Annotated in this window: 24 protein-coding genes, 1 tRNA gene and 1 pseudogene; 17 read left to right on the top strand and 9 right to left on the bottom strand. The window is 39.2% G+C overall.

Annotated features, from left to right (window positions below):
- Positions 1 to 301 precede the first annotated feature (301 nt).
- Entirely contained in the window at positions 302 to 484 is a 183-nt protein-coding gene (locus D5F11_RS19820) for a hypothetical protein (RefSeq protein WP_126646637.1), read from the top strand.
- A 985-nt stretch (positions 485 to 1,469) separates the two neighbouring features.
- Here D5F11_RS19820 and D5F11_RS19815 read toward each other — a convergent pair.
- Positions 1,470 to 2,087 carry a class I SAM-dependent methyltransferase gene (locus D5F11_RS19815; protein ID WP_120117733.1) on the bottom strand — a complete coding sequence of 206 codons (618 nt, stop codon included), beginning with the start codon at positions 2,085 to 2,087 and terminating at the stop codon, positions 1,470 to 1,472.
- A 101-nt stretch (positions 2,088 to 2,188) separates the two neighbouring features.
- On the opposite strand from D5F11_RS19815, the gene D5F11_RS26760 reads away from it, so the two are divergent.
- Complete coding sequence (locus tag D5F11_RS26760) at positions 2,189 to 2,326, top strand: hypothetical protein (RefSeq protein WP_185830801.1); 138 nt, start codon at positions 2,189 to 2,191, stop codon at positions 2,324 to 2,326.
- Positions 2,327 to 2,648: 322 nt separating this feature from the next.
- Here D5F11_RS26760 and D5F11_RS19810 read toward each other — a convergent pair whose 3' ends face one another.
- Positions 2,649 to 3,131 (bottom strand): FUSC family protein, encoded by a 483-nt coding sequence (locus D5F11_RS19810; protein WP_120117734.1) that lies wholly within the window; start codon positions 3,129 to 3,131, stop codon positions 2,649 to 2,651.
- Positions 3,132 to 3,630: 499 nt separating this feature from the next.
- The gene (locus D5F11_RS19805) at positions 3,631 to 3,798 is read right to left on the bottom strand and encodes an aspartyl-phosphate phosphatase Spo0E family protein (RefSeq protein ID WP_120117735.1); all 168 of its coding nucleotides are present in this window, start codon (positions 3,796 to 3,798) and stop codon (positions 3,631 to 3,633) included.
- A 460-nt stretch (positions 3,799 to 4,258) separates the two neighbouring features.
- Between D5F11_RS19805 and D5F11_RS19800 the strand changes: the two genes are divergently transcribed.
- On the top strand, positions 4,259 to 4,597 hold the full coding sequence (locus D5F11_RS19800) for a hypothetical protein (protein WP_120117736.1): 339 nt from the start codon (positions 4,259 to 4,261) through the stop codon (positions 4,595 to 4,597).
- 53 nt (positions 4,598 to 4,650) lie between these two features.
- Here D5F11_RS19800 and D5F11_RS28220 read toward each other — a convergent pair.
- Both D5F11_RS28220 and D5F11_RS28215 read right to left on the bottom strand, forming a co-directional pair.
- Positions 4,651 to 5,205: pseudogene (locus D5F11_RS28220) on the bottom strand (transposase).
- A gap of 26 nt (positions 5,206 to 5,231) precedes the next feature.
- Positions 5,232 to 5,774 carry an IS256 family transposase gene (locus D5F11_RS28215; protein WP_425470869.1) on the bottom strand — a complete coding sequence of 181 codons (543 nt, stop codon included), beginning with the start codon at positions 5,772 to 5,774 and terminating at the stop codon, positions 5,232 to 5,234.
- Positions 5,775 to 6,522: 748 nt separating this feature from the next.
- Here D5F11_RS28215 and D5F11_RS19790 point away from each other — a divergent pair.
- The 8 genes from D5F11_RS19790 to dsdA all read left to right on the top strand — a co-directional run bounded on the left by D5F11_RS19790 (position 6,523) and on the right by dsdA (position 14,734).
- Positions 6,523 to 7,635 carry an ABC transporter substrate-binding protein gene (locus D5F11_RS19790; RefSeq protein ID WP_120117737.1) on the top strand — a complete coding sequence of 371 codons (1,113 nt, stop codon included), beginning with the start codon at positions 6,523 to 6,525 and terminating at the stop codon, positions 7,633 to 7,635.
- Positions 7,625 to 8,458: an alkaline phosphatase family protein gene (locus D5F11_RS19785; protein ID WP_120117738.1), complete on the top strand. Its 834-nt coding sequence runs from the start codon at positions 7,625 to 7,627 to the stop codon at positions 8,456 to 8,458. The genes D5F11_RS19790 and D5F11_RS19785 overlap by 11 nt, the downstream gene beginning before the upstream one ends.
- A gap of 93 nt (positions 8,459 to 8,551) precedes the next feature.
- Positions 8,552 to 9,406 carry an ABC transporter permease gene (locus D5F11_RS19780; RefSeq protein ID WP_120117739.1) on the top strand — a complete coding sequence of 285 codons (855 nt, stop codon included), beginning with the start codon at positions 8,552 to 8,554 and terminating at the stop codon, positions 9,404 to 9,406.
- Complete coding sequence (locus tag D5F11_RS19775; protein WP_245998268.1) at positions 9,403 to 10,278, top strand: ABC transporter permease; 876 nt, start codon at positions 9,403 to 9,405, stop codon at positions 10,276 to 10,278. Before D5F11_RS19780 ends, D5F11_RS19775 begins: the two co-directional genes overlap by 4 nt.
- Positions 10,275 to 11,288 carry an ABC transporter ATP-binding protein gene (locus D5F11_RS19770; RefSeq protein WP_120117740.1) on the top strand — a complete coding sequence of 338 codons (1,014 nt, stop codon included), beginning with the start codon at positions 10,275 to 10,277 and terminating at the stop codon, positions 11,286 to 11,288. The genes D5F11_RS19775 and D5F11_RS19770 overlap by 4 nt, the downstream gene beginning before the upstream one ends.
- Positions 11,289 to 11,312: 24 nt before the next feature.
- On the top strand, positions 11,313 to 12,095 hold the full coding sequence (locus D5F11_RS19765; protein WP_120117741.1) for a DeoR/GlpR family DNA-binding transcription regulator: 783 nt from the start codon (positions 11,313 to 11,315) through the stop codon (positions 12,093 to 12,095).
- 36 nt (positions 12,096 to 12,131) lie between these two features.
- Positions 12,132 to 12,998: a Cof-type HAD-IIB family hydrolase gene (locus D5F11_RS19760; protein WP_120117742.1), complete on the top strand. Its 867-nt coding sequence runs from the start codon at positions 12,132 to 12,134 to the stop codon at positions 12,996 to 12,998.
- A gap of 398 nt (positions 12,999 to 13,396) precedes the next feature.
- Positions 13,397 to 14,734 (top strand): D-serine ammonia-lyase, encoded by a 1,338-nt coding sequence (gene dsdA / locus D5F11_RS19755; protein WP_120117743.1) that lies wholly within the window; start codon positions 13,397 to 13,399, stop codon positions 14,732 to 14,734.
- Between the two features lie 560 nt (positions 14,735 to 15,294).
- Here the strand turns inward: dsdA and D5F11_RS19750 are convergent.
- Complete coding sequence (locus tag D5F11_RS19750; RefSeq protein WP_245998265.1) at positions 15,295 to 15,777, bottom strand: polysaccharide deacetylase family protein; 483 nt, start codon at positions 15,775 to 15,777, stop codon at positions 15,295 to 15,297.
- Positions 15,778 to 16,151: 374 nt separating this feature from the next.
- Between D5F11_RS19750 and D5F11_RS19745 the strand changes: the two genes are divergently transcribed.
- The 3 genes from D5F11_RS19745 to D5F11_RS26755 all read left to right on the top strand — a co-directional run bounded on the left by D5F11_RS19745 (position 16,152) and on the right by D5F11_RS26755 (position 17,252).
- The gene (locus tag D5F11_RS19745; RefSeq protein ID WP_120117744.1) at positions 16,152 to 16,352 is read left to right on the top strand and encodes a hypothetical protein; all 201 of its coding nucleotides are present in this window, start codon (positions 16,152 to 16,154) and stop codon (positions 16,350 to 16,352) included.
- A 141-nt stretch (positions 16,353 to 16,493) separates the two neighbouring features.
- Positions 16,494 to 16,820, top strand: coding sequence for a hypothetical protein (locus tag D5F11_RS19740; RefSeq protein WP_120117745.1), 327 nt, complete (start codon positions 16,494 to 16,496; stop codon positions 16,818 to 16,820).
- 264 nt (positions 16,821 to 17,084) lie between these two features.
- Positions 17,085 to 17,252: a hypothetical protein gene (locus tag D5F11_RS26755; protein WP_185830800.1), complete on the top strand. Its 168-nt coding sequence runs from the start codon at positions 17,085 to 17,087 to the stop codon at positions 17,250 to 17,252.
- Positions 17,253 to 17,901: 649 nt separating this feature from the next.
- On the opposite strand, the gene map is transcribed toward D5F11_RS26755, so the two are convergent.
- The 3 genes from map to D5F11_RS19725 form a co-directional block, all read right to left on the bottom strand.
- Positions 17,902 to 18,642: a type I methionyl aminopeptidase gene (gene map / locus D5F11_RS19735; protein ID WP_120117746.1), complete on the bottom strand. Its 741-nt coding sequence runs from the start codon at positions 18,640 to 18,642 to the stop codon at positions 17,902 to 17,904.
- A 160-nt stretch (positions 18,643 to 18,802) separates the two neighbouring features.
- Positions 18,803 to 18,875, bottom strand: a tRNA-Arg gene (locus D5F11_RS19730).
- Between the two features lie 922 nt (positions 18,876 to 19,797).
- On the bottom strand, positions 19,798 to 20,967 hold the full coding sequence (locus D5F11_RS19725; protein WP_120117747.1) for an iron-containing alcohol dehydrogenase: 1,170 nt from the start codon (positions 20,965 to 20,967) through the stop codon (positions 19,798 to 19,800).
- Between the two features lie 217 nt (positions 20,968 to 21,184).
- On the opposite strand from D5F11_RS19725, the gene D5F11_RS19720 reads away from it, so the two are divergent.
- From D5F11_RS19720 to D5F11_RS19715, 3 genes are read left to right on the top strand one after another with little or no spacing between them, the layout of a single operon-like run.
- Positions 21,185 to 21,931, top strand: a complete 747-nt coding sequence (locus D5F11_RS19720; RefSeq protein WP_245998263.1) for a CBS domain-containing protein — start codon at positions 21,185 to 21,187, stop codon at positions 21,929 to 21,931.
- A gap of 23 nt (positions 21,932 to 21,954) precedes the next feature.
- Positions 21,955 to 22,320 carry a helix-turn-helix domain-containing protein gene (locus D5F11_RS27550; RefSeq protein WP_484385944.1) on the top strand — a complete coding sequence of 122 codons (366 nt, stop codon included), beginning with the start codon at positions 21,955 to 21,957 and terminating at the stop codon, positions 22,318 to 22,320.
- A 58-nt stretch (positions 22,321 to 22,378) separates the two neighbouring features.
- Complete coding sequence (locus D5F11_RS19715; protein ID WP_120117748.1) at positions 22,379 to 23,575, top strand: iron-containing alcohol dehydrogenase; 1,197 nt, start codon at positions 22,379 to 22,381, stop codon at positions 23,573 to 23,575.
- The last annotated feature ends 25 nt before the right edge of the window (positions 23,576 to 23,600 follow it).

Raw genomic sequence — 23,600 nt, 5'->3', positions numbered from 1 at the left:
AAGAAGACATGGCATACCTACAAACTCGATGTGAAGCCAGTCAAGGAGAATTCAGATTGGAGTTTGACACCTTCCCGGTACGGTGGTTTGACATATGATATCTTAGACCGGCCATATCCTAATGTGGTCACGATCAATACGAGTCGCGGCAGACGAAACTATATCAGGCATGAGACAGGCGCAGTGATTAAATAACGGCTATTTAGATTGTCAGACAAGTTAAAAGACCTGGTGTTGACCGGGTTCTATCTTAAATTTTAACTTCATTCAGCGGAAGTCTCCCACTTCTGTAATTGGTGAGATGAATGCATATTCCATTCAGTGGGGGTTCAAACCCCGGCTGAATAAAGTCAAAGCTCCGGCGGATGCCACAGATTTTCAGAGGGAATTTTATCAAGCGAACTCGATAAAATCTGGGCGTAAATACGCCAAGGCGCATTTGATTTTCTTGTTCCTCTTTAAGATAATCGTTTTGCCAATTTGAATCGTAATTGACGACTTTGATGATCATCACACTATAACTCTTCTGAAAATTCCTAATTATGCTTGGGATGATATGAAAAATATCAATGGTTTAGCAAATTGCGATGAGATCTCCTTTTAGGATTTGGTGTCAAACCATAGCACACAATGGGAACGAAACAGAAATCGGAAGCTGTTGAAAAAATTTAGGGGTTAAATAAAATAAATAAGACGATAATGAGAATGCCCCTTTTTTGTTACAGTTTGCACACCTTCCTCCCTGAATAGGGAGGGCTTTTTACTTTTGAATAAAAATCTTCATTTCTATCAGACGCTCTGTCCAATCGGATACTTAATATATTATATACGAGTTGGCCGACTTAAAAAATTTACAGAAGAGATGTAAATGGGCTTTGAATTTGAAGACGAATTTGTCGGTAAAGAAAGGGAAAGACGGAGAAGGCGCATTGTTTGGCATTTGTCGTGAAGAGCGCGAAAGAGAGCGAAGGCGTGAGTTTGAGTGCAGATGTAGAGAACGTAGACATGAGCATTGCGATTGGTAATAAAATGCCTGTTCATGACCGGGCTTTATTAGAGTGAGAGTGGATGATGCGATTATACACCCTGGATGATTCATATTGAACTTGAGAATATTTTATATGTATAATTCAAATGATGATGCGGTGTCTAGTTTCAACATATGGGATAGCCATGTACAGGAAGTACAGTGTAAATATAGCGACAATAATCATGCCCTGCCATAGACATGGCACTTTAAGATGGCTAGACGACATCGGAGAAAGAGTCAAGCCAAGAGGAAGTATATCCAGGACAATGTGCTCCTGCACCACAGCTTCATTTAAAAAAGGGGCGTTTCCCCCGCCGCTAAGCCATACTTAGAGTGGCTACACGACGAGGTTTCCAATTGCTCTTAAGCTCATCATGAATTGACTCCTAACTAACTCCTTTTGTAAATAGTAACAACTTATTATGAAAGCACAGAGCAGTCAACCAACTTTACCAATTATTAGTTTTCTATACATCCCGTTTAACATTATTGGAGTGTCTTCTTCTACTTTTATATTTTTATTGTTAAGAAGTAATTCTTCAAAGCTCCGGCCAATATCGGTTCCTAGCACTTTAATGATAGGACGTAAAAGAACTTTTGGTAACGATAGTTTTTTATTCTTAGGGACAAATTTATCAAAAATAATGATTTTCCCTTCTGGTTTTAAAACTCTCGTAATCTCACTGAAACATTTATTGGCATCAGGTACTACTGAAAGGATTAAACTGGCTATAACATAATCAAACGATTCGTTGTCAAAATCCATATTTTGTGCATCCATTTCTAAAAAACAAATGGTGGAATTTTTAAACTTTTTTTTTGCAATTTCCAGCATATCAGGTGAATAATCAATGGCTGTTATATCAAGGTCAGAATGACCAATTAACTCCAAATCTGCCCCTGTTCCTACACCAACAAATAGGATTTTTTGATTGTTATTAAATTGTATTTGTTGGAATATTTGTTTTCGTGCTTTTAAGAAAATACCTGAATTAAAAAACTTATCATAAATCGGAGAACCAATTTTATATATAATTTTATTCCAATAATTATTCAAACCTCTTCACTACTTTCATTCAAAGAAATTCTCTGTATCTACTTGTTTAACTTTACTCAGCAGAAGTCTCCCACTTCTGTAAGTGGTGAGATGAATGCCTATTGGTATTCTATTCAGTGGGGGTTCAAATAAAGTTAAAGCCTCCGGCGGATGCCACAGATTTTCAGAGGAAATTTATTGAGCGGAGCTCGATAAAATCTGGGCGCAAATACGCCAAGGCGCATTTGATAACTAAATGAGCTTATAAATGTGCTGAATGGGACATATTGCCCGCTCATGTCCCTAGTTTGATCCCATCGTGAAAATTTTGACTTTCTCATACTGAATTTAGCTTCCATAAAGTTTTTTCATTTTCCCGATGCAGATCAACTACTTCCAACAAAAAATGTTTCTGCAATCACCAAGGAGTAGCATCATCTATTTTCAACAGTGCAGATAAAAGCATTTCTCTTTGATGATGGCTTCACCAATTTAATTTGCACAGCCTTAGTCTTTAATTTTACCTTTATTTTCTTCTCGGTCAACTGGGAAGAGTCTTTCTAATCCCATTTACAATCCCTTCTATTGTATGGCTTTGTTTCTTTTTATGATTCGAAACCAAACTAACTGTATTAAAATTGTAACAACGACGCCAACAATAGTATCTCTCATTCTGTCTAAGGCATAATGCTTGGTTTGGTGTTCAAATACAAAAACAAATAGCATTGTGATAGCAGCATGATGAATGACCATCTTGTCAAACTTTAGCCATTTTGTAATAAAGGAACCTAATAAAATTAATAACCCTAAGTTTAAACCGTTTATCTTTATATGGCTCGCGATTAGTACTGTTACAAGAATACCAATAACGGTTCCGATTATCCGTTTTATGGAGATTCGGACCGATTTATCCAGTGTTGATTGGAGACATAATATAACTGATAGTGGAGCTAAGTAAGGATGCTTAGAACCTAGTAACTGGGCTAATTCCCAAGATAAAGCAGAACCTATTGCTAATTTCCATATTAGAATAGAATCATTTTCATTAGTCGTACTGTTCTTCATTGTTTTTATACACCTCTGTTATTAACTTTCATCAAAATATTCATCGAATCAAGATTTGTTTTCATTATTAGTGATGCTAATTAATAGGTGAAGGATCCAAAAGAAACACTGGAATATGAGGCTTGAACATATTCTATAGGTTTTGAAGCTGTTTGCTCCATGAAGGGAATCATGATCGCTCATTAGTCAGTGTAGCGGTCTACTCGTTGAAAGAAAAAGGTGATTCAATAAAGCGAATAAGGAGGCGGCCTTTCTTTTCTTTATAAGTAAAGAAAGTATAACTTGTTATGGAAAATTTTATTCAAAGGAAGCTTTTTTCTTGTCTAGCTACGACGTACAGGAAGTACTAGTGCAAGCGAAGCGACAGGACGTCGCGTACTGAGTCTGCCGACGTACAGGACGTGCTAGTGCAAGTAAAGCGACAGGATGTGGCGGCTTGAAGCGGCCAGCGCCTAGCCCCGCAAGGATCAAGCCGCTTACGCTTTTCTTATATGCAAATTTAATCTTTTGATTTTATTAGGCGCTCAAACTCATTTAATAATGCATCCAGCTTTTGGCTTGTTTCGATTACCTTTGGGTCTGACAGTAGTTTAGCTTTTGCAAGTTCGTTCAGATGTTTTCTTAAATCTTGAATTTGTTGACTGAGCTCTTTTATATTGTTATTCATATTTTCCTCCATATTTTTCTCAGTTTTTGTAACAAAGGGAAAAATATACATGGCTCAAGAGAGATGATCAAATAATTGGATTAGTATGAGAGGACAGGATCAAATATGCTTCAGGAGAATAGTCTCTACACTTCGGAATTCTTAGCAAAATAACACGGGACGGTCATTTGTAATTGATAGTTGGTGTGCTCGTCACTTCAGAAACAGGCACGCTTTTCCAGGGCTGGACGGTTTGGCAATTAGCGGTTCCAGCTAAGATTGGAAGTCCCTCTTTTTTGTGAGGAGTTGATTACATTGCAAAAAATCCGAAGAATTGCCTGATTTGGGAAACCAATAACGCTCTCTACCACTATTCGGATAAAGATAGAGCAGAATATCATTCAGGGGAAAAGTTAAATTAAAACATGTAGTATTAGATAGCAATTTTTTCATTGGTGCTTGGCAAAGAAAAAATGAAGAAGTGATTTATGGAATTTACGAATCAAAAGAAGAAGCCGAAGAGCATCTTCTCATTTCGAAAGGGAAGAGATACGAAGCATCTATCAAAATACATGATGAAATCCTGGAAGGTGTTGTTGCTGACTTTATTATGATAGACTATCATACTGGCAAGAAACAAAAATTAGCGAGCCTGAATGGGGATTATGATAATCAGGATAACTTATATATTTGTACACTTAGAGTTATGGATTATGAGGATGCCTATACAAGTGCCAGCAGGATTGTTGTTCAAATGTATGATGTTCTTACATGTGAAAAATACCAAGAACTGCAAAGCAATAGCAGTCTGTTTAAATAAAGCAAGAATTATGCCAACAGATGGGTTTGTCAAATAAAGTGTGTAAGTACACTTTACTCAAGGTATTTTAAAACCCTCTCTTTCAGCCCATCATGAAGGAGCAGCTGGTTCCTGACCATGGCCCAGTGCCCGCCATCCCATTTTGACTCCAGTTCTTTAATGCGCAAACACAATACTTTTAACAGGGCATTCTCATTAGGGAATGCTCCTTTTTTGGTCACTTTCCTAAAACTTGAATGAATGCTTTCCACGGCGTTAGTGATATACATGATTTTACGACTGCTGCCATAGTCAAAGAGCTATTCGACGTGGTGAAAATTCCTGCCCCATACGTCAATAGCTCCTGGATATGTCGTCCATTGTTGTTTGAAAGATTCAAAGGCACTTTGACAAGCCTTCAGACTCGGGGCACTGTATCCCTTTTTTAATGCCTGCGTGAATGCTTTAAAATCCTTGCTTGGTACGTATTTAATGGAGTTGCGGATTAAATGGACGCTGACTTGAGGCAAAATAGCCCTGGCTACTTCCTCTAAGCCACTGACTCCATCCATTGAGAGAAAGAAGATGTCTTCCACGCCCCGTGCCTTGATTTCATCAAAGGTCTGCATCCATTTATGCTTGCTTTCCGTCTCGTTTAGTCATAGTCCAAGGATTTCTTTCTTGCCTTCCATGGTATAGCCCAAAATCGTATAAACGGCATACTTCTTTGATTCATACTGGTTTCGGATGTAAACATGCAATCGACAAAGACAAACGCATAGCAGTTGCTTAACGGACGCGTTTGCCATTCCTCCAACTCTGGAAGCACATGATCAGTAATATCCGATATCATTTCGTGGGAAACAGAAAAACCATAGATCTCTTCAATCGTTGTAGAAATATCCCGTTGTGACATCCCACGTGCATACATGGAAATCACCTTATTTTCAATGGCGGACACGTCTTTTTTGCGCTTCGGTATCAATTGAGGATCAAAGGAGCCATCCCGATCACGCGGCACCTTAACGTTCACTTCTCCAGCGCTTGTCTTTAAGGTTTTCTTGCCATAACCATTACGCCTGTTGTCTGTTTCTTTTTTATTTTTATCATTGGAGTCATAGCCTAGGTGGTTGTCCATTTCACCTTTTAACATGGCCTCAAACATGGGGCCGAATATATCTTTCAGTGCATTCTGCATATCTTCAACAGTTTTTGGTTGGTAGTTTTCTAGGATCTGATTTGCTAATTCAACCGATTTTCTTGGAAACGGTTGCTCTAATATTATTTTTTTACTTATTTCAGAGCGAAGAATAAAGTCAATAAATATTGATCGTGCACCTGATTTTTTTCGAAAAATTATAAAAAGGGTTCTTAAAAAGTAAAATGTACCTTATAGAGTTGGGATTATACAGGAGTTGTCGTATCATTCCTATCCGTCACGAATTCAGGCTATTGTTTTGGCTCAAGACCAACCATGCGCAGGAAGTATTCCAATTCTTTTTTGCCGATGGTTTCTCAAGAGTATACGGCCCCTTCGTTAAGAAATTTTTCTGAACAAATCGCATTTACCAGGCCGTCTTGATTGAGATCTTGCGGTACGATCGATGGATCATTTGTACCGTAAGTGTGAGCCACACTTTGAATATCCTGGATATCAATTACTTTGCCGCCTTCACGTCACCTGCTCAACCTTTCAGATTAGCAAATCTAAATTGTCGCTCACAATGTAGTCATCTTTGTTCTTGTCATATCAAATAGAACCCAATCTTCGGGCATTCTTTACTTCACAGTCGATAAAGCTCAAAAGAATGAATATGACGAATAAAGGGTGATTTTACAAAAAATTAACATTGGATTAATGTGGGGTTAACATTGTCGGATTATGATGAAACCGTAATAAACATTAATTAATATTAAAAAAACCACATTGATTGGAGGAACTTTTAATGAAATACACATTTAAGAAAAAGAGTTACAAGTCTATTCAAGCAATGGTATTAGGCATAAGCGTATTTGGATTAGCTGGTTGTGGAGCTAATAAAGAGGAAGCTGCTCCAATTGTAAATGATACAAAATCATTAACTCTGGAAGAAATCGAAACAAAAGCAAAAGAAGAGGGAGAAATTAATAGTGTTGGTATGCCTGATTCATGGGCTAACTGGGGTGAAACGTGGACAGAAGTTACAGATAAATATTCATTGAAACACAATGATACAGATTTATCGAGTGCCGAAGAGATTGCTAAGATGGAATCTGAAAAAGAGAATGCAACTGCTGATATCGGTGATGTAGGGATTTCCTTTGGGCCAATCGCGGAAGAAAAAGAGTTGACGATTCCTTATAAAACGTCTTATTGGGACGAGGTGCCTGAATGGGCAAAAGATGACAACGGAGATTGGGTTGTTGGTTACCAAGGAACGATTGCATTCTTAACGAATAAAGAATTAGTAAAAAATCCGCCAAAATCTTGGGATGACATCTTAAATGGAGATTATAAAGTAACAGTTGGAGATGTACAACGCGGCTCACAGAACCAAATGGCCGTTCTTGCTGCAGCGATCGCTTACGGCGGTGATGAAACAAATCTTCAGCCAGGAATTGACTTTTATGCAAAGCTTGCTAAGCAAGGTCGTCTAAGCTTAACAGATGCTAAACCAGCTAATATCGAAAAAGGGGAAGTGGAAGTTGCCTTAGTATGGGACTTCAATGCTCTTGGTTACGCTGAACAAATCAATCGTGATCAATTTGATGTAAGCATTCCAAGTGAGGGTTCAGTAGTAAGCGGCTATGCAACAATTATTAACAAATTTGCAAAGCATCCTCATGCAGCGATGGCGACTAGAGAATATATCTTAAGCGATGAAGGACAAATTAACTTGGCTAAAGGATATGCTCGTCCAATTCGTGACGTGGAACTTCCAAAAGAAGTAGCTGAAAAAATGGTTCCAGAAGAACAGTACAAAAATGCAAAACCTATCGAAGACTACAAAGTTTGGGAAGAATCAGTAAAAACGTTGCCACAGGTTTGGCAAGAAGAGGTGTTAGTACATGTCAGATAAAGTAATCGCCATTGTTGTGGATGGTATGAGATTCGATAAAGCATGTGAGGCTTTAGGGTTTCTTCAACATTTAGTTGAAACGAATCAAGCATCCCTTTACAAAGTGAAGTCGGAGCTTCCTAGTCTTTCCCGTCCATTATATGAAGCGCTGTTAACGGGTACGCCGGCATCAGAGAACAGCATTACGTCCAATCAAGCAGTCCAGCTATCTACCGAGAAAAGTCTCTTTCATCTGACGAAAGAGAATGGTTTAAGAAACGGAACGGCATCGTATTTCTGGGTAAGCGAACTCTATAATCGTGCTCCATTCCATTTTATTGAAGATCGTGAGCAAGAGGATACATCTAAGCCAATTCAATACGGAAAATTTTATTGGGATGATGACTATCCAGACAGTCATGTGCTTATGGATGCAGAAGCTTTGCGCAGAAAGCATGACCCGCACTTTTTATATATCCACCCAATGGGTGTAGATGCAAAAGGAGAAGCGTTTGGATCGGAATCGAAAGAATATCGTGAACAAATTTTAAAAATAGGAAGCTTATTGGCTCAGCTTCTGCCAATTTGGATCAAAGAAGGCTATCACATTTTAATAACATCCGATCATGGTATGAGTGAAACTGGTAACCATGGCGGCATAACTGATGGTGAGCGTGATGTACCGCTCTTTATTATCAGTCCAAAAGTTGAGCCTGGCGTTTATAGTGAAGTTGTTCCGCAATTGGCTTTTGCACCGCTCGTTTGTGAACTTTTAAATATTGAGCCATCCAATAAAATGATTTCCTATCAATTGCCAGGTCTTAAAGGGAACATTACCATTTAGAACAGTAAGATGGAGAATGCCTGGAATTGGTTTAACATTCGAACGGTTAAACCAATTCCTAGATTGATAGAGAACATGGAGGAGCGAGAGGTTTTGCGAAAAATAAAAAAACAAAAAATGTACTTATTAGCTCTTTTACTACCATTTATTATATTTGTGATTGGATTTGAAATAGGACCATTAGTGGCAATGATTAAAAATAGTTTTTACGCAGACGATGGAATTCAAGTGACGATTAATCAATATATAACAATATTTAAAAGTAAATTTTACTTGCAAGCCATTCAAAATAGCCTTGTTATTTCCTTGATTTCTGCTGTAACTTCTGTGATTGTAGCAGTCATTGCAGCATACTCAATGACAAAGTTCTCACAAAAAATACAAAATCGGCTGCTCATGATTACGAATATGACTTCGAATTTTGAGGGAATACCCCTTTCCTTTTCATACATTATTTTGCTTGGAAACAATGGATTGTTTACATTACTTTTTTCTAAATTGGGTTGGGATGTGTTTGCGGACTTTAATTTATATTCCTGGACTGGCCTTATTCTTGTGTATATTTATTTTCAAATTCCGCTTGCTGTGATGCTTATCTACCCATCTTATCAAGGAATTAAAAAACAATGGAAAGAAGCTTCTTCCTTATTAGGAGGGTCAACCTTTTCATTTTGGCTTCGGATCGGGATTCCTGTTCTGTTACCTAGTATTGTTGGTACATTCAGTATTATGTTTGCTAATGCGATGGGAGCATATGCTACAGCCTATGCATTGGTCGGAAGCAACTATAACTTGTTGTCGTTGCAAATCGCTTCCTTGGTTGCAAGTGATGTAGCATTAAAGCCGCAGCTAGGCAGTGCGATGGGAGTTTTATTAGCAGTGACAATGATAGGGGCGTTGTGGTTCAATGAACGGATGATGCGCCGCATTAGGAGGGATTTACGATGAAATTTTCATTGCCTTTTCATAAAGTAGTCGTTGGCCTTTTGGTCATCTACTTATTAATTCCGCTTATAGGAACATTCTTGTTCTCCATCTCTGGTAAATGGGATCATACCATTTTACCTGAGAGTTATACAATGAAATGGTATATTGAATTATTTCAAGATGAACGGTTTTTTGCTGCTTTTCAGCGAACGCTGTTTTTAATCGTGATGACAGTAGGTCTTAGTATTTTAATTATGATTCCAACAATCTTTATCATCACCGTATATTTCAGTAAATGGGATCGATTGCTTCAGACAGCAGCGATGCTTCCTTATGGAATACCTCCCATTGTTGGAGCGGTAGGATTAATCAAATTATACTCAGAAAGCCCGGTACCAATAGCCGGAACACCTTGGATTTTAATTGGCGCCTATTTCATAACGATTCTGCCATTTATGTATCAAGGAATTCGCAACAGCCTTAGAACGGTTAATGCTGTACAGCTTGTTGATGCCGCCGAATTACTTGGTGCCACAAAGTTTCAGGCGTTCCGTACAGTGGTGTTTCCAAATATTACCTCTGGTATTTTAGTGTCTACTTTATTATCAGTCGCCTTATTGTTTAGTGAATTTGCTTTGGCTAATTTGCTTGTTGGAGGCAGATTTGAGACCTTGCAAATCTATCTTGCAGATAAACTGAACAGCAGCGGCCACTTAACAAGTGCCATTGTGATTACGTACTATTCCGTGATTTTGCTTTTAACGGGGACTGTATTAAAACTTACTTTTAAAAACGAAAAAAATCCCGACGTGCCAAAAAAGAATCGCGTTCTTTCATTATTAAGAAAACAAAGCCGTGATAAAAAAATTGCATTAGAAGGTGAAAACTCATGAGCTATGTAACTATCGATCAAGTGATTAAGAAGTATGATCATCAAGTTGTTTTAAACGATATTTCTATTTCCTTAAGCAAAGGGGAATTTGCTACTTTGCTTGGGCAAAGCGGGTGTGGAAAAAGCACATTGCTGCGTTCGATTGCTGGCCTTGAAGATGTAGATGCAGGAAGGATTTTAATTGATGGAAAAGACATTACAAACTTATCTCCGCGCCAGCGTGAAGTTGGTATGGTGTTTCAGTCATATGCTCTTTTCCCAAATATGAACGTTTTTGATAATATCGGATACGGCCTTAAAATGAAAAAGGTTAAAAATATAAAATCAAAAGTGGCAAAGATGGTTGAGATGGTTGACTTAGCAGGAAAAGAGGAATCTTATCCTCACCAATTATCGGGTGGACAGCAGCAGCGGGTTGCTTTGGCTCGTGCGCTTGTTATGGAGCCAAAAGTACTGCTTTTAGATGAACCGTTAAGCGCATTGGATGCTAAAATCAGAAAAAGCTTGCAAAAAGAATTAAAGAGGATTCAAAAGGAATTAAACATTACTACCATTTTTGTTACACATGATCAGGAAGAAGCAATGACAATGTCTGATCGGATTTTTGTGATGAATAAAGGACATGTTGTACAATCCGGTTCTCCAACGGAAATTTATACATCTCCTGTCAATACATTTGTTGCCAATTTCATTGGAAATTATAATGTCTTTAAAATGGAAACGTTCCGCAAACTCGTTCGCAGCACGGAATTAAAAGGGGATGAGGTTGCCTTTCGGCCTGAAGTGTTAAAACTGCTCCCTAATGGTGAAGAGAGCCTGGATTTACAAGAGAATTGGCGACTTAAAGGAATGATTAAAGATGTCTCCATGACAGGAAATGTATTACGATATGAAGTCGAATCAGAGGGGTCTTCTTTCCATGTGGATGATCTAAACCACCGAGGGGCCATGTTTGACCAAGGAACGCACATTCAAATTATTTTACCAAAGAAAGAATGCCTGATTCTTTAAATGATTTTTCTTGGAGGATAAGATATGTCCATTTTGCCTGAAGAAAGGAAAAATGAAATATTAAAAGAACTGAAGAAAACTGGAAAAGTAAAGGTCGGGAAATTAGTTGACCAATTTCAGGTTTCTGAAGAAACGATTCGGCGCGATTTGATGATCCTAGAGGAAAAAGGATTATTGAAAAGGGTTTACGGTGGAGCGATTCGTGCTGTTTATCAATCTGATGAACCCCCTTTTGTCCAACGTACTACTGTGAATCAAGAAGCGAAAGTGAAGGTTGGCAAAAAAGCTGTAGAACTCATTTCTGACGGAGATGTGCTTGCCATTGATGTGGGAACAACCATGCTTGAATTGGCGAAGCAGATTGAAAAGAAAAAGGAAATTACAATTATCACCAATTCTCTTCCTGTATCATCCGTGTTGACGGAATCACTCAATCAAAATATGTTCACAGGTCAAGTTTTATTGCTTGGCGGGCAAATTGATCCAAAGCACCAATCGATTTCCGGAAGTCTTACTGAACAAATGCTGAATCAATTTAATATCAAAAAAGCTTTCATTTCAGCTGGCGGTTTTTCTATTCAAAATGGAGTTAGTAATTATCATTTACATGAAACATTGGTTTCACGCAAAATGGTTGAAGTATCTAAGCAAGTGATATTACTAACGGATTCCACCAAAATTGGAGTTGATACTTTTTGTAAAGTTGCTCCTTTGGAAAAAATCGATGTGGTTGTCTGCGAACAGCCATTTCCAGAGATTTGGAAGGGTCATCCAAAATTAGGGAAGATGAATTGGATTCAAGCATAATTCATGTCCTCCCTTTAGGAAAAGGAGTCATATTTTATGAGTTTTATTGCAATAGATTTAGATGGAACATTATTGAACGACCACAACGAAATTAGCGAAGAAAACATAAAGGCGATTCAATCGGCTCAAGATAAAGGTTTTGAAGTAGTCATTTCAACAGGTCGGGCATATTTTGATGTTCAAACAATTTGTGAAAAAGCTGGGATTTCTCCGTTTGTCATCGGGACGAATGGAGCAACCATTCATGCGAAAAATGGGGAATGCCTTTCTTCTATTACTCTAGCGAAAGATTGTGCCAAATCGATTCTTCAATGGCTGGATGAACGGAATTATTATTACGAGGTGTTCACGGATCAAGCAATTTATGCTCTAAAAAAAGGAAGGCAGCAATTCTATAATGAGATACAAAGTTTGAAAAGCGCTGGTTTGGATAAGGCACAATTAGCCACAGAAGCGGAAAGGCAATTTGATCAGTTTGGGTATGTATTGGTTGATAGCTACCATGATATTCTAAGTCAAGCGGAAGAATTCAATAATATTTTGGCATGTACTTTTGACAAAATGAAATTAGAGGAAGCATGGAACCAATTTAAGACAAATGAAGAGTTAATGGTTGTTTCATCTGCCGATCATAACATTGAAATTACGAATAAAAGAGCGACAAAAGGAATGGCCCTTGAAAAATTGGCATTCATGCTGAATGGCACCTTAGACCAGGCGATGGCCATCGGAGACAGCAACAACGATTTATCCATGTTCGAAAAAGTCCAATACAGTGTGGCGATGGGAAATGCGAAGGATAAGATCAAAGCGGCTTGTATAATGACAACCCATACGAACGTTGAGAATGGGGTTGCTTACGCAATCAATCGATATATGGAGAGCTTCGCTGCTGCAAAATAGGCGTCCATGTCGGAAGGAGAGAACAAGTATATGGCATTGATCTATCTTAGCTACGCCATTTTTACTGGATTAGGGACGGTGGGAACAGTCGTAGCCGAGATGCTTTTTTGGGGGAGAAACTATTAATCTATGGAAAGTATTTTTAGTCCAATGATCACAGCGATCATTGGACTAAAAATAAGCCCAGCGGAACCTAAAACATGAAAGGAAATGAATGATAGGTAAAGGGTTAGGAGTTGATTTAATGGAATGGTTGTTTCTTCTTATTGCCGGCATGATCTTCTTTAATGTACCTAAAAGTTTTAAGATCAACGATATGGATTATGTGTATTATTGCAGGGGATGTGGGTATTAAAATAACTTCAGGACATTAAGACCCCAATTGGAGGAGAAGAGAGATGAAAACCATTCAAGATTGGATTAAAGAATATCCTATAATAAGCGATCTTGCATCTGTAAAGGAAGTTTTTTGGACGAATCCGAAAAAGGAACCATTTCAAACAGGAGCAAAGAAACTTCCGCTTAATGAGAATGATGTAAAAGATGCTGAGAAAAGGCTGAAGCGTTTTGCTCCTTACATCGCAAAGGTTTTTCCAGAAACAAGGGAGCATAGCGGGATTATTGAATCTCCAATAGTCTCTATTCCGGCGATGCGTCAAAAATTATCACAGATGTATGAACATCCATTAAAAGGGGGATTTTTGCTAAAGTGTGACAGCCATCTTCCGATATCAGGTTCCATTAAAGCGCGCGGCGGCATTTACGAAGTGTTAAAACATGCAGAGACATTGGCGATTCAACATGGTTTATTATCAGTAGAGGATGACTATTCGATTCTTGATAGTCAGAAATTCAGAAACTTCTTTTCCGATCACTCCATTGCCGTCGGATCTACAGGCAATTTAGGGTTAAGTATAGGCATTGCGAGTGCCAAATTAGGTTTTAAAGTAACGGTCCACATGTCTGCGGATGCAAAGAAATGGAAGAAAGATCTCCTTAGAAACAAAGGAGTAACGGTGATTGAATATAAGGAAGATTACAGCAAATCGGTCGATGAGGGACGCAAACAGGCTGATGGTGATCCGAATTGCTACTTCATTGATGACGAGAACTCTTGTGATTTGTTTTTAGGCTATGCAGTGGCAGCCTTTCGGTTAAAAAAGCAGTTAGAAGAATTAAATATAACAGTAGATGAAAGCCATCCGCTATTTGTTTATCTTCCATGCGGTGTAGGAGGCGGACCCGGGGGAGTTGCTTTTGGTTTAAAATTAATGTATCAAGATCGAGTACATTGCTTCTTTGCAGAGCCTACACATTCTCCGTGTATGTTGCTCGGACTTGTAACAGGGCTTCATGATAAAGTTTCGGTCCATGATTTTGGAATTGACAACATCACAACAGCTGATGGCCTTGCCGTTGGAAGGCCATCAGGATTCGTTGGTCAAACCATTGAGCCTTTATTAAGTGGAAGCTATACGGTCAGCGATCAAGAATTATTTAAACTATTAAGCGCATTGGCCGATACAGAAAATATTCGCCTTGAGCCTTCCGCATTGGCTGGGGTAATAGGTCCAGTAAAGTTATTGACTACAAAGCAAGGGAAAGAATATGTACAAAATCATGACTTAAAAGATACAATGAAAAATGCTGTGCATCTCATGTGGGCAACCGGTGGCAGTATGGTTCCGAAAGAAATAATGGACGAATATTATAAAAAAGGAACTATTATTCTATAAGAATAATAGCCTATCTCCCTGAATACAGAAATTCAACTGTTCCTCATGAAACATCTAATAAGAATTCGCGAATCGGCGAGTTTCATTTTTTATGAATACGTCTCTGTTCTTGATATCCCCTTGAACCAAGTGATTTTAGTGACTGGCCGGAGCCTAAACGACTTTCAGCTATATAAGATATGTTCGTTATTCAAGAAAAGGGCGCTATTATGGAATAACGCTAAAATTTAAACTACTTTGTTGTTATATCTTTAAGTGCGACAAAATTTTTTACATCAAAAATTAAAAATAACTAATTTTAACCCCGTCCTAAAGCAGGACGGGGTTATACGCCAACAAGTATGCTCTCTTCCCAAGAATCTCGTGACTTTAGTCAGGAGAGGTTCAAGGAATAGGAAGTATGTCATGGGGCAGTAGTGAAATGGAACGATATAATAACTCAGATAAAGTAACCGTCTCATACCCGTTTTTTTGCAGATAATCTAAAATTTTGTCAAGGGCTTCAACTGTCTGGCTTCGATTACCGCCAGCATCATGAAGTAAAATAATGTCTCCCGGTTTTAAGTTTGAAGTGACTTTATTACGATCCGATTGACACTTGGTCTTTTCCAGTCATATGTATCTTGGTGCCAAGACCATAAGACCACGAGGTATTCATTGTCTATGGCTGTTTCAATGACAAAATCATTATAATTTCCCCCGACCGGCCGAAAGAGGGTAGGCTTATTTCCTGTGATATGAAAAATAGTATTTGCTGTCCGATCTAATTCTTCTTTCAAATTCTTTTGTCCGCCATAAACGTGATTGAATGTGTGGTTTGCAATTTCATGTCCTTCCAGGAATTGTCTATGAACAAGATGTGGGTATTTTTGGGCATGAGCTCCCATGACAAAGAAGGTCGCTTTTACGTTGGTTTTTGCTTCCCAAATGACATGTCCGTTTTTTTCATATTCATGGCGACTTTTGGTTGCTGCATGAACGTCTTGATAGCCAAAAAAGGAATTGAATAAAAGTGGAAATATAACAAAAAAATATTTTTTCATGAGAGGGAGTCCTTCTCCGATGATAATTTTTAGTATGTGACTAGATTATGATTCCAATCCGCCATTTTTTTCGAATAGGTTTTTGATTTATGAAAAGGAAGTTACTGAAACAGTTGAGAACGGCTCTTCCAATTGTGAAAGAGATATGAATAGACCTAGACCTTTTTGGTTATAGCAGCGGATAGTGAGTTTTATCACAGCCCGCGTCCTGATGGAAAGAGACGGCACAATGATGACACCAAGTAAGAGATAGCGACCCTTGGTCTTGGTGGAAAATCAGTCAGCTTTCATGTAACAAAGCATAAATCTAGAGTGTAAACTCTTGAAGATTTAACTTCATTCAGCAGAAGTCTCCCACTTCTGTAAGTGGTGAGATGAATGCATATTGGTATTCCATTCAATGGGGGGTCAAACCCCGGCTGAATAAAGTTAAAGCCTTCGGCAGATGCCACAGATTTTCAGAGGAAATTTATCGAGCGGAGCTCGATAAAATCTGGGCGCAAATACGCCAAGGCGCATTTGATTTCCTGTACGGGAGTGATCTCGCTGATAGGCCAAGCTGTACAAAGGGCTAACTGATTATTGCATAATGGAATTCAGCTACTAAGAAAATTCAAATGATTTCTGCCAATCTGTCAATTATTGTTCAATAAAGGCGATAAATTGCAGTGGGTAAATAGTCCTTTTTGGTATAAAATATAGTTAGGGGAGCAAAATTGCCAACAAATAAGATGAATTTTCTTCAGGTTATTAAAAAAGATATGAGTGAAGTGAATAATAGGGGTGTAGTCAAGGTTAATTATAAAGCCTTGAACAAGCTTGTAGAAGAACATGAGAGATTGTCGAATTATCATGGGGATATTGAAGGAAATGAAGATTTTACTATTGAAGATGAAGGAATAGAGTTCTATGGAAATGAAACGCTAACTGTTAATTACATGGCTTTAGCGGAGTTGGTTGATAGATATGAAAGGCTTTTGGAGTTCATAATGATTAGAAACGTACATATTAGTCAATTAAAAATTCGGCTGAAATCACCTTGAGTGGGGGGCTGTTTCAATAATGACTGAAAAATCTTCTTTTTGTCGAATAGTTCGATGGAAAGGAAGGGATGTTACAAATTAGGAAAAAGATTAAATAAACTTTCAAGGTCAATAATGATAAAGCCTTCTATTTGCCGCAAGGTATAGGAAACCCCTTGGATCTCTTTTGATCCAAGGGGGTTTTCACGTTGAGCATCCATCATATTTATGTATTAAAATTTTAACATCATTCAGCAGAAGTCTCCCACATCTGTAAGTGGTGAGATGAATGCATATTGGTATTCCATTCAGTGGGGGGGCAAACCCCGCTTGAATAAAGTTAAAGCCTCCGGCGGATGCCAAAGATTTTCAAAGGAAATTTATCGAGCGGAGCTCGATAAAATCTGGGCGCAAATACGCCAAGGCGCATTTGATGAACAAGTTTGCTGCTAGGGCAGCTTCTAAAAAGTGTTACTGGAAATGTTTGATTTTCTCAGACTGTCTTTGTAATAAATTCGACTTTTTCAATATGTTAATATCAAGGCCTGCCTTAATAGAGGTAGAGGGACGCTAATAGCATGTTTTTATTTGAAGATGATTTTTGTCGGTGGAGAAAGAGAAAGACGAAGAAGGAGATTCATTTGTAAATGTTGCGAAGAAAGACGTGAGCGCGAAAGAGAATGTGAGCGTGAATTCGAAAAAGGCGTATACGTGAAGACTTTGAATGGTAGGTAGATGATTGAAAGAGAAATACCCTAGGTAGATCGGAGGGAATTCTCTTATAGATAAGCTTATATGTATAGCAGCCCTATCAAGTGTTGTTTGCAATCTGTAACCGCCAAACGCATTCATGATCTTCAAGACAGGGTGTAGAATGTTTTGTATGAGGAGAAGAATGCAAATTTCTGTTGGAATCATTTGAGCAGGCATTGCTTTAACAGGTCGTTACATTTCAGGTTTGAGGTGATGCTGATAACACTCAAATGGCTTGTAGGAGAACTACTCCGCAAAATTGATCGTAAAGGTAGTTAAACTCAATTCATCTCAAAAGGCCATTTGTTGAATGAAAATCATCCGCTGAGATACATGGCTAAAGAAAGTATTACGTTACGATGATAGGACTATCTTTTGTAATAATAAGGGTATGTTCTATTTGAGCAACATAACCACCTTTTTTAGTTACTAAAGTCCATCCATCTTCCTTTTCATAAACTTCTTCATCTATTGTAGATACAAAAGGCTCGTAAGCGATAACCATTCCATTTTTAAATAATTCATTATCCCATGGTAAATAATAGCTAAATATGTGGTCTGGAGCGTCACGAAGTGAGGATCCTACCCCATGACCTGTTAAGTTTTTTATTACTTTATATCCAAACTGCTTTGCCGTGCGATATACCGAACGACCAACCATATTCATTTTTGCTCCAGCCTTAAACTGCTTTAATCCTTCATTAAATACATGTTCTGTCACATCTAAGAGTTTCGAAATTTCGGAACTCCCCTCACCAACAAGAAAGGAACGTCCAGTATCTACATAGTAGCCTTTATAGGAACCAGATACATCTATATTGACAATGTCGCCATCCTTGATTTCTCGTTTGCCAGGGATCCCATGAGCCACTTCTTCGTTTACAGAGATACAGGTATAGCCTGGAAAATTAAATGTTTTTAATGGTGCTGACTCCGCTCCGTATTTCTTAAACATCCGTTCTGCAATTTCATCAAGTTCCTTTGTTGTGACTCCCGGCTTTGTACTGGAAATCATTTCATCGCGTATTTCAGAAATAACTTTACCTGCATCTATTAGTCCTTGCTGATCTTTTTGTGATGAAGCAACCATAAGAACCCTCCTTAATGTTAATTTACGTTCCTATTCTTTTATATTAGTTTACACTTTAGGACACCTAAGGTGCCAAATCCGTGACCACTTTGCTATTTTAAACAAAAACAGCAAGGGAGCGAATACGCTGAAACCCTTGCTGTCACTGACTTTGTAGGAACGGCCCCGACAGGAATCGAACCTGTGACGCACGGTTTAGGAAACCGACGCTCTATCCTCTGAGCTACGGAGCCACATTACTTATCGCAAAAAGCACATATTTTATTATAATATAAATCCTTATTCTTTAAAAGTATAAAAATTGGTTTGGGTTATTTATAGAATTTTCTCTCTTCATGTGTTTTATAAAATCGTCTTTTTAAACAGAATGATTGTCCAATCCTTTTTTCAATCTGTTATTGACAGGGGTCGGCCGATCTTTAATAAAGTTCAAGGGGTGAATGATGTTATGTATTTTGAAGTAGATTTTGTTGGTGGAGGGTAAGAACGATGGGGAAAGGGCAAGCGAAAGACGTTCCAGGTTGGTCTGTTTTTGCAGGGAAGTAGCTGACGTACGTCAAGAAGTACGGCTATGATACAGGGAAACGCAGAAGTCATAGAAGAACCTCTGCATTTTTCCCTATAAGATAAGAAAGTGTAAGTTTTTTTATGTTTAACATTTTTCGTTGTCCAGCTCAAAAGCTCCTATCGACTAGCGGACTTCGCGACAATGTGCTCCTGCGGCGCAGCGTATTCGAAGATGTTAACCTCACCTCGTCGCAAAGCTGCACGAAGCTTACTCAAAGAAGCTTCTCACGAGTAATCCAGTAAGTTGCTTACCTCCGGTAAGTCAACATCGGCTCCGACGCACAGGAAGTGCTAGTGCCGGCGAAGCGACAGGACGTCGCTGTTTGAGCCAGCCGACGCACAGGAAGTGCTAGTGCCGGCGAAGCGACAGGACGTCGCTGTTTGAGCCAGCCGACGCACAGGAAGTGCTAGTGCCGGCGAAGCAACAGGACGTGGCGGCTTGAAGCGGCCGAGTCCGTCGGCGTGAGGATTAAGCCAAGCGCTGTTGAAGGCAAACAGCACTCGTCTAGCTTTGCGCCCGATAAGCAGGCACTCTCCGCACTTTGTTTTCGAAGCACTACAGTCTGTACGTCGATAAGCAGGCACTTATTAGTTTGAGGAGGAATCAAAAGCTGCTTGGAAAATTTCAATGATGTCCTCTTTTTTACCTTGGATAGGGTTGCTGATGGCATTCCCATCCTGAAGTGCCATTTCTGCCATATATTCGAAGTCCTCTTCTTTAACGCCTAGCTCTTTCAAGTTTGTTGGGATTTTGACGTCACGTGACAGTTTTTCAATGGCAGCTATGGCTTTATCGGCAGCATCCCGAATCGATAAACCTTCTATATTTTCACCCATAAACTTCGCTATATCTGCAAATTTCTGCGGATTAGAGATGATGTTAAATCTTTCTACATGCGGAAGCAAAATGGCATTTGCTACTCCGTGAGGCATGTCATACAGTCCTCCGAGCTGGTGGGCCATGGCATGTACATAACCGAGACCTGCGTTATTAAAAGCCATGCCGGCCAGTAAAGATGCGTAGGCCATATTTTCTCTTGCTTCGATATTATGTCCATATGCGACTGCTTGCCGCAGGTTTTCTGAAATCAGCTTAATGGCTTGGATTGCCGCTGCGTCAGTTACAGGGTTGGCTCCTAGTGAGAGGTAAGACTCAACGGCATGTGTCAAAGCATCCATCCCGGTTGCAGCAGTTAATGCTGGAGGCTTTCCAACCATAAGCTCGGGATCATTAATTGATACAAGCGGTGTGTTACGCCAGCTGACAATGACATATTTGATTTTCTTGTCTGTGTTGGTGATGACACAATGCCGTGTGACTTCACTTGCTGTTCCCGCGGTCGTGTTAACGCAAACAAGTGGAGGGAGAGGATTGGACAACCTTTCTATCCCAGCATAGTCTTCATATAAATCTCCGCTATGTGTTGCAGCAATGCCTATTCCTTTGCCGCAGTCATGGGCGCTTCCGCCCCCAACCGTAACGATCATATCGCAATTTTTAACTTGAAAAATTTTTAGTCCGTCGTAAACATTGGTATCCTTTGGATTTGGTTCAACGCCGTCATAAAAGACGGTTTCAATTCCTTTTTCTTTTAAAGAATTGACTACTTTTTCAACCGGACCATCAGGAAGGTTTCTCAGAAAGGAATCAGTTACGATTAAAACTTTTTTTCCACCTAAAATTTCGCAGCGTTCTCCTGTTACATTTACAGATCCTCTTCCAAAAAAATTGACAGTCGGGACAAAATAATCAAACATGCTATTTCCTCCTTTAATGGGAATGATTAATCATTTATATTGCAAGAACCGAGCCAAACAAATGAGTCTGTTATAAGAGAAAGAAAAATCTAATTTGTGCATGTTTTCAAATTAAGCTTAAAGTCTCTTGGAAATCCGACTTGTAGTCGCTACACTTCAGATATGTAGAAAAATTGTAGTGATATATATACAACAAATGAACATTGTGGGGGTAGAAATGGTCTACAGTGAAATGACAATTCGAAAGGAAAAAATATCATCTAACGATTTTTTTCAAGTGGAGAGATGGATGAACACTGCACCATTATGTATCTGTTCGACTCAGACCGTATGGGAAGCCGCAAAAATCATGGAGCAAACAGAGCTGGATGTTATGCCGGTTGTGGATGAAAACGATCAGCTTGTTGGATTGTTGAGTTTCCGTACGATATTGTCAAATCTTTTAAAGGATTCAACAGGTTCATCCCTTATAGAAGATATACCAGTTTATCTTTATGACTCTGTCAGGCCAACAGATCAGATGACAGATATTGTGAAAATGCAGGCGGAATGTTTACCAGTAGTTGATCAGTCTAATAAAATTTTGGGGATCATAACGCCGAAAGAAATGATGAATTTCTATACAAAGTCCATGTCCATTGTTCAAAAAAAGAGAAATGCCATTGAAATTTTAAGTAGTGTACTCGAAAGCGCTTATGAGGGGATCGCTGTTGTGGATGAATTTGGAATCCTTATTGAATTCAATGAGGCATACAGCAGATTCACGGGTATTTCGCGAGAAGAGGCAATTGGCCGCCATGTAACTGAAGTAATTGATAATACGAACCTTCACGTTACTGTCAAAACGGCTATTCCAGAACGCGGTGTGATACAAAATATACAAGGACAAGATATGGTCGTCCATCGAATTCCAATTTGGGAAGGGGAAGGCAGGATATACCTATACTATTATCCTACTATTTAAAAGAAGTGTGTAATAAGTATCATATGCCGATGAAGTCGTTCAATCCTGACGCAGTATCGGCCCTAATGAGTTATCCATGGAAAGGGAATATAAGGGAACTGATTAATACGATAGAACAAATAGTAACGCTAGTCGACAGCCAGGAGATTCATCTGGTTCACTTGCTGCACTCAATCAAAGAAATGCAATGGGAGCAAGCGGAAGAAGTGACCGATGTAAAAAATGTGTCCTTGCTCGAAAAGGCAAAAAGTATGGGAGAACAGATGGAAAAAGAATCAATCATAAAAGCGCTTACTCATACAGGAGGCAATAAAACAAAAGCAGCTGAAATGTTGGGGATTCATCGTACGACTCTCTATCAAAAAATAAAAAAGTATGACATTTATTGAGGGTAAGGTGTTGGTATAGTTCTTGCAATTTATATGGTTAAAAAGGAGAGGAAAAATAATGAACAAATTTGCAGAGTTAAGAACACCGCCGTCGATTACATATGGACCTGATTCTTTTAAAAAGGTTGGAGACAAAGCCGCTCAAAGGGGAAAGAATGCCTTGATCATCTCTGACAAAGTGATGGAGAAATTGGGGAATGTGAATCAGTGCATGGGCTTTTTGGATGATTGCCAGGTGAAAAGCGCTGTTTACCTTGGAGTTGAAACGGAGCCGACTGATCAGTACGTGTTAGAAGCTTTAAAAATGGTTACAGAAAACGGCTGTGACTTGATTATTTCTTTGGGTGGAGGAAGCTGTATCGACACGGCAAAAGCTGTTTCCGTTCTTGCATCGAATGGAGGAAATATTGACGAATTTGTGGGGGGGAAAAGAGAGGCTAAACAGCCCCCGCTTCCGCATATCGCCATCCCGACAACAGCCGGAACAGGTTCCGAAGCAACTGATGTAACGGTGATAACAAATACCTCCAGCCAAGTTAAAATGATGATAAAGCAGAAAGCCTTTATGCCGAATGCCGCTATCGTTGATCCCGAACTGAGTAAATCTTCACCGAAGCATGTGACGGCGGCGACTGGGATAGACGCATTAAGCCATGCGATTGAGGCATTTTTATCAAAAAAATCTCACCCGATGACAGACATGCTTGCCCTCTCCGCCATGAAACTGATTGCCAATCATATCCGGGATGCTTATAAAGACGGGAGCAACATGGAGGCAAGAGAGAAAATGGCACTGGGATCTTTACAAGCTGGTATGGCTTTTTCCAATGCTTCTGTTTGTCTTGTTCATGGGATGTCAAGGCCAATCGGAGCGTTGTTCCATGTTCCGCATGGGTTTTCCAATGCTATGCTTCTACCGGCAATACTGGAATTTAGCAAGGATTCATGTGTAGAAAGGCTGGCAGATTTGGGAAGAATTTTTATGCCTGATCGGAATGTAACAAACGAGGAGGCCGCGAACATTGCGGTAGACTCCGTAAAGGAGCTTTGCACTGACTTAGAGATTCCTAATCTGAAAGGTTGGGGGCTTGATGAAAAAGAATTCACCTTGTCAGTGGAAAAAATGGCAAGGGATGCTATTGAAAGCGGCAGCCCCGCCAATAATCCAAAAGTACCGACTCTGCGGGAACTCAAAGACCTTTATTTGACCTGCTATGATTATCATTTTTCCAGAAGGCGGGCGACTACAAAATAAAAGGAACGATCCCGGACAGCAAAGC

The sequence above is a fragment of the Siminovitchia terrae genome, assembly GCF_003605405.2.
Classification (GTDB): Bacteria; Bacillota; Bacilli; order Bacillales; family Bacillaceae_C; genus Siminovitchia; species Siminovitchia terrae.
The sequence above is the reverse complement of the archived record's forward strand: the minus strand, read 5'-3'. Positions and strand labels throughout refer to the sequence as shown.

What these genes read in the sequence shown, in the direction of transcription:
- D5F11_RS19820 (WP_126646637.1), top strand. Translation starts at nt 302, where the DNA reads ATGAATGCATATTCCATTCAGTGGGGGTTCAAACCCCGGCTGAATAAA.
- D5F11_RS19810 (WP_120117734.1), bottom strand. Translation starts at nt 3,131, where the DNA reads ATGAAGAACAGTACGACTAATGAAAATGATTCTATTCTAATATGGAAA.
- D5F11_RS19805 (WP_120117735.1), bottom strand. Translation starts at nt 3,798, where the DNA reads ATGAATAACAATATAAAAGAGCTCAGTCAACAAATTCAAGATTTAAGA.
- D5F11_RS28215 (WP_425470869.1), bottom strand. Translation starts at nt 5,774, where the DNA reads ATGCAGAATGCACTGAAAGATATATTCGGCCCCATGTTTGAGGCCATG.
- D5F11_RS19790 (WP_120117737.1), top strand. Translation starts at nt 6,523, where the DNA reads ATGAAATACACATTTAAGAAAAAGAGTTACAAGTCTATTCAAGCAATG.
- D5F11_RS19785 (WP_120117738.1), top strand. Translation starts at nt 7,625, where the DNA reads ATGTCAGATAAAGTAATCGCCATTGTTGTGGATGGTATGAGATTCGAT.
- D5F11_RS19775 (WP_245998268.1), top strand. Translation starts at nt 9,403, where the DNA reads ATGAAATTTTCATTGCCTTTTCATAAAGTAGTCGTTGGCCTTTTGGTC.
- D5F11_RS19770 (WP_120117740.1), top strand. Translation starts at nt 10,275, where the DNA reads ATGAGCTATGTAACTATCGATCAAGTGATTAAGAAGTATGATCATCAA.
- D5F11_RS19765 (WP_120117741.1), top strand. Translation starts at nt 11,313, where the DNA reads ATGTCCATTTTGCCTGAAGAAAGGAAAAATGAAATATTAAAAGAACTG.
- D5F11_RS19760 (WP_120117742.1), top strand. Translation starts at nt 12,132, where the DNA reads ATGAGTTTTATTGCAATAGATTTAGATGGAACATTATTGAACGACCAC.
- dsdA (WP_120117743.1), top strand. Translation starts at nt 13,397, where the DNA reads ATGAAAACCATTCAAGATTGGATTAAAGAATATCCTATAATAAGCGAT.
- D5F11_RS19750 (WP_245998265.1), bottom strand. Translation starts at nt 15,777, where the DNA reads ATGAAAAAATATTTTTTTGTTATATTTCCACTTTTATTCAATTCCTTT.
- D5F11_RS19745 (WP_120117744.1), top strand. Translation starts at nt 16,152, where the DNA reads ATGAATGCATATTGGTATTCCATTCAATGGGGGGTCAAACCCCGGCTG.
- D5F11_RS26755 (WP_185830800.1), top strand. Translation starts at nt 17,085, where the DNA reads ATGAATGCATATTGGTATTCCATTCAGTGGGGGGGCAAACCCCGCTTG.
- map (WP_120117746.1), bottom strand. Translation starts at nt 18,642, where the DNA reads ATGGTTGCTTCATCACAAAAAGATCAGCAAGGACTAATAGATGCAGGT.
- D5F11_RS19725 (WP_120117747.1), bottom strand. Translation starts at nt 20,967, where the DNA reads ATGTTTGATTATTTTGTCCCGACTGTCAATTTTTTTGGAAGAGGATCT.
- D5F11_RS19720 (WP_245998263.1), top strand. Translation starts at nt 21,185, where the DNA reads ATGGTCTACAGTGAAATGACAATTCGAAAGGAAAAAATATCATCTAAC.
- D5F11_RS27550 (WP_484385944.1), top strand. Translation starts at nt 21,955, where the DNA reads ATGCCGATGAAGTCGTTCAATCCTGACGCAGTATCGGCCCTAATGAGT.
- D5F11_RS19715 (WP_120117748.1), top strand. Translation starts at nt 22,379, where the DNA reads ATGAACAAATTTGCAGAGTTAAGAACACCGCCGTCGATTACATATGGA.